The following is a 4618-nucleotide window of genomic DNA, read 5'->3' as shown; positions in this document are numbered from 1 at the left end:
CCGGCCCTCACGCGTCAGCTCCGCCGGCGTCACCGGCACAGTCAGCCCGTCGGCGCCGCCCCGCCGGGCCGACGTCCCTGTCCGGTCGACCCGTGTGCCTCGGCGCATCGGCTTCGGGTGTCAGGCGCGGTCGCCGTCGTCGGCCGTCCCCTGGTTCGCCGGCACGAGGCCGAATCGGCGGGACAGGTGATGCTGCTGCCCGAGCTGGCGCATCGCCGCGAACGCCTGGTGTAGCAGGACGTTGCGCGCGAGGGCCTCGATGCGCGCGGTGCGGTCGTTCGCGATCCGACCCACCTCGTGCCGGGCGAGCCGGTCGGCTGCCTCCCGGTAGACGTCGAGAAAGTCCGGATCGCAGTCGCAGCCCAGGCGCCGCATCGCGGCGAGCGCGAGGGTGAGGTGTGAGCGGGCGGCGGCGTCCGGGTTGACCTGCCAGCCGGACGATTCGATGATGCGGTTCGCGTCGGCACGGGCGAGATCGAGGCTCTCGTCCTCCTCGGCGGCGGTGTCCTTGCCCGCCATCGACACCTGGTTGAGCACCTCGAACAGCTCGATCGACGACAGGTGCTCGTCCTCGGCGGCGATCAGGAGCCGCCGTACCGACGTGAGGTCGAGTTCACCGATGGAGGTGAATATCTTGATCAGCCGAAGGCGTCGTAGGTGATTCTTATTGTAAAGTGCCTGGTTGCGTCCCGTGGGTTCGCCGGGTGGGAGCAGGCGTTCGCGCAGGTAGAACTTGATCGTCCCGACCGGCACCCCGGACTGCCGACTCAGGTCAGATATTCGCATCGTGGCTCCCGGTGATCAACGTTTCAGGCCCGTGGATCGCGACCGCTCGTGCTAGCTGTGGCTGCGCCGCGGAAATAACGCTGTCGTTGCGGCGTCGCTGCCGGCGGAGGTCGTCGTGGCTGTCCTGGGCTGGTGTGGACCGAGAAGCACGGGTGATCGGCTCCTTCCGGGTGGTGCCGGATGCGCAATCGAGGTGGCTGATGGTTGCGCCGTCCGATAGGAGACTAGGAGACTCGGACATACTTCGGCAACCCTTAATTACCACACAAACACTGTTAGTAACCAGAGCTGGCCTCCCAATCATGCCCGTCAGTGGCCGGTGAACGGATCGGCGTGACCCGCGTTCCGCGAGCCACGCCCGTTGTCGCGGTTGACCGCACAAATAGAACTGTCCACCATGAAAGCCCTGGCTGAGACACGTATCTGAGGCCCCGCCGGCATGCTGATCACGTATCTGGCCGGTGTTACCGGCGGGTATCGTCGCAGGGGCGGCCGATGACGGCAGGAGGCCGCCCCGACCTGCTGGCACGCCGTCCAGAGTCCGTCACCGCCAATCCGCAACGACCGGCTGCGTGCACTCCGAGCAGTGCCAATGGTGATCAATTCCAGTCATGCGCCGACGGATCAAGGCCGCCCGGCCGACCTGGACCGCTTCGGCCACGAGGTGTGCATATATCGGTGATTCACGCTATCCATATCCAGTAGCGCCAATACCCGCTGCTTCTCCACGATTGCGTCGCGCGCTCACCCAGGGTTGATTGCCGACGTGCCGTCCGATAGTGTTGCGATAAGTCGAGAGATCATTCGACGTAATTGACCGCACTGTTCCGGCTTTTATATTCAATTGTCAGGTAGGCGCGCACATATCTGACTGCCACGAGTTGAATGATGCAGCGGAACAGCACCTGGGGGAGTGCCATGAAAGACGTTTCTGAGCAGGCGGTGCTGCGGGCAGTCGCAGCGATGCACGACCGCATGGGTGAACAGTTGACTGTCGACGACATGGCCCGTGCTGCAATGTTCAGCAAATTCCACTTCACTCGCATCTTCCGGCGGGTGACCGGTGTGTCGCCGGCCCGCTTCCTCTCGGCGCTGCGCCTGCAGCGGGCGAAGGACCTGCTCATCACCACATCGATGAACGTCGCGGACATCAGCGTCCGCGTGGGTTACAACAGCGTCGGTACGTTCAGTTGGCGGTTCAGCCGCAGCGTCGGTATGTCGCCCACCGCGTTCCGTCGACACGCCGGCTACACGCAGTCTATCCACCCGCACTTCGAGTGGCGCTCCGGCCGATCGCCGAGCGGCCAGGTGTCGTGCCAGGTCCGTCTCGCCGAGGACGATGACCACCCGCTTATTTTCGTCGGTCTGTTCAGCGGCCGTATCCCGGAAGGACGTCCGGCGCGGTGCGCCGTTCTGCAGCAACCCGGCTGGGTCCACTTCGACGCGGTTCCCCTGGGCTCGTGGTACCTGTTGGCCCAGTCGGTGTCGGCCGATCCGGACGGTGCCGAGCAGCGCGCCGACGTGGCCGATCGTGCCGTGTCGGTGGCGACGTACGGCCCGCTCACGGTCCGCGCCGACTCGAAGGTCACCGCGAACATGGTGCTGCGGCGCAGCAGCGCACTGGATCCGCCGGTGCTGCTCGCCCTGCTCGACGCGCGCAAGTACGCGCTGAGCCAGGCCCAGCACGGCAGTACCGCGGTGCGGGACCGGGTGGGCGCGGCCGCCTGAGGGCGTCACCCCGCAGGGCAGGAGGCGGCCGAGTCCGGCCGTGGGTGTGCCGATGCGCGAGGCGTGCGGTCACCGGCGGGCCCGCAAACAGCGGGAGCAATCGGGGAATCTGACGCGGGAGGTTCTGATGGTCGCGAGACGGGTTGCTTCCTCGGTCGTTCAGAAGCACGTCAGGTTCCTGACCGTCGTGCCCGCCGCGACGGCGCGTGGACTCGTCGCGGCGGTGTATCGCCAGGTCGCCGAGGAATTCCAGATCGTGGTGCCGCCGGCGTTGTTGCACTCGCCGTCCGACGATGTCCTGGCCGCCTACTGGACCCTCACCCGGGAGCCGCTGTTGCCGGCCGGAGTGGTGGACCGCGCTGTCAAGGAAGCGGTCGCGGCAACGGTGTCGGTGGCCAACACCTGTCCCTACTGCGCCGATCTGCACGTGGCGGGCCTCTTCGAACTCTCCGACGAGCGCGACGCCGAGGCGATCGCCGCGGACCGGCCTGACGAGATCGCCGACATCCGAATGCGGCGCTTCGTGCAATGGGCCCGCGGCGCACACCGTGCCGACGGGCCGCCCCTGCCGGCCGGAGTGTCCGAAGTGGAGCGAGCGGAGCTGGTCGGGGTCGTGGTGGGCTTCCATTACCTGAGCCGCGTGGTCAACGTCTTCCTTGCCAACTCGCTGCTGCCGCAGGGCCTCGGCCCACGCGCGCGGCGCCGGCTCAATCAGGGGCTCGGCCGGGTGCTCCGGCCCACCCTCCGAGGACAGCACCTCGCCGGCCGAGCCACCCGCCTGCTCGACGCCGCGCCGCCGACCTCGGACGTCAGTTGGGCCTCGGGCAGCCCACGCATCGCGGACGCGATGGCGCGCTCCTACCGCGTCTTCGAGGTCGCCGGCGAGCGCTCGCTCGACCCCGCGGTCCGCAGCCTCGTGGTGACCCGGCTCGACGGGTGGGCCGGGGAGGACGCCGGCCTCAGCACCCGCTGGTGCGAGGAGCTGATCGAGCCGCTGACCGCACCGCAGCGGGCGGCGGCACGTCTCGCGCTGCTCACCGCGTTCGCCTCCTACCGGGTCGGCCCCGAGGTCGTCGAGGATTTCCGCCGCCACCATCCGGCGGACGCCACGCTGGTCGACGTGGCCGCCTGGGCCAGCTTCGCCGCAGCCCGTCGGATCGGGGTCCGGCAGAGCGCACACGAGGAGAAGAACGGCGGACGCCCGCGGCGTGACAATGGCGCTGTCGTGCCTCGCGAGTCGTGAAAGGCGCGTACGAAGAGCCAACGCCGGTGGGAACCAGTGTCGTTTCTCGTTGGCCCCGTGCTGTGGCGATGCGGCGCGTGAATCGAACCCCACGGAATAGGAGAACCGAATGGTTGTCGCACCGGTTCGCACACTCAACCATGCCTATCACCGGGCAGCGCTCGGTGGCTTCCTGGTGATCACGCTCGCGCACTGGGCCGAACACCTGGTCCAGGCTTACCAGATCTGGGTGCTCGGCTGGGCCCGTCCCCAGGCACGCGGTGTGCTCGGGCAGTTCCTCCCGTGGCTGGTGACCTCGGAATGGATGCACTACGGGTACGCGCTGGTCATGTTGGTCGGCCTGTTCCTGCTCCGCCCCGGCTTCGTCGGCCGGGCTCGGACCTGGTGGACGGTCGCCCTGGTGATCCAGTTCTGGCACCACATCGAGCACTTCCTGCTGCTGTTGCAGGCGCAGCTGCACACCAACTTCTTCGGCGCGGCGGTGCCGACCAGCGTCCTGCAACTGATCTACCCGCGGGTCGAACTGCACCTGTTCTACAACTCGGTCGTGTTCCTGCCGATGATCATCGGGATGTATCTGCACCTGCGCCCGAACGATCGGGAACTGGAGCAGACGCGCTGCAACTGCGTGCAGACGCAGCCGCACCCGAGCGTCGTAGCGGCCTGACCGTGTCCCGTCGGACCCGCCTGCTCATCGCCGCCGTGCTGGTCCTGCTGCCACTGGGTTTGCTCGTCGCGGTCACCGACCGCGCGCCGGCGGTACGCCTGATGGGCAGCTCGCCCGCCGACGCGCAGGATGTCGCCCGGCCCGGCGGTCACGGCACCGGAGTCCACCCGCCGCCCCGCGCTGTCGACGACCGA

The 4618-nt window shown here is 68.0% G+C and carries 5 protein-coding genes; 4 read left to right on the top strand and 1 reads right to left on the bottom strand.

Features of this window, described 5'->3' with window-relative positions:
- Positions 1-120 precede the first annotated feature (120 nt).
- Positions 121-786, bottom strand: coding sequence for a MerR family transcriptional regulator (locus tag AB0J68_RS27840; protein ID WP_354856219.1), 666 nt, complete (start codon positions 784-786; stop codon positions 121-123).
- A 918-nt stretch (positions 787-1704) separates the two neighbouring features.
- Between AB0J68_RS27840 and AB0J68_RS27835 the strand changes: the two genes are divergently transcribed.
- From AB0J68_RS27835 to AB0J68_RS27820, 4 genes are all read left to right on the top strand, one after another.
- Complete coding sequence (locus AB0J68_RS27835) at positions 1705-2514, top strand: helix-turn-helix transcriptional regulator (protein WP_354856235.1); 810 nt, start codon at positions 1705-1707, stop codon at positions 2512-2514.
- A gap of 127 nt (positions 2515-2641) precedes the next feature.
- The gene (locus tag AB0J68_RS27830; protein WP_363941328.1) at positions 2642-3757 is read left to right on the top strand and encodes a carboxymuconolactone decarboxylase family protein; all 1116 of its coding nucleotides are present in this window, start codon (positions 2642-2644) and stop codon (positions 3755-3757) included.
- 109 nt (positions 3758-3866) lie between these two features.
- Positions 3867-4424, top strand: a complete 558-nt coding sequence (locus AB0J68_RS27825; protein ID WP_354856217.1) for a hypothetical protein — start codon at positions 3867-3869, stop codon at positions 4422-4424.
- Positions 4425-4426: 2 nt separating this feature from the next.
- On the top strand, positions 4427-4618 hold a 192-nt coding region (locus tag AB0J68_RS27820; protein WP_363941324.1), incomplete at its 3' end, for a hypothetical protein.

Origin of the sequence: Micromonospora sp. NPDC049580 (genome assembly GCF_040675595.1) — a bacterium.
Lineage (GTDB): Bacteria > Actinomycetota > Actinomycetes > Mycobacteriales > Micromonosporaceae > Micromonospora.
This window is presented reverse-complemented; position numbering and strand designations above follow the sequence as displayed.

What these genes read in the sequence shown, in the direction of transcription:
- AB0J68_RS27825 (WP_354856217.1), top strand. Translation starts at nt 3,867, where the DNA reads ATGGTTGTCGCACCGGTTCGCACACTCAACCATGCCTATCACCGGGCA.
- AB0J68_RS27835 (WP_354856235.1), top strand. Translation starts at nt 1,705, where the DNA reads ATGAAAGACGTTTCTGAGCAGGCGGTGCTGCGGGCAGTCGCAGCGATG.
- AB0J68_RS27840 (WP_354856219.1), bottom strand. Translation starts at nt 786, where the DNA reads ATGCGAATATCTGACCTGAGTCGGCAGTCCGGGGTGCCGGTCGGGACG.
- AB0J68_RS27830 (WP_363941328.1), top strand. Translation starts at nt 2,642, where the DNA reads ATGGTCGCGAGACGGGTTGCTTCCTCGGTCGTTCAGAAGCACGTCAGG.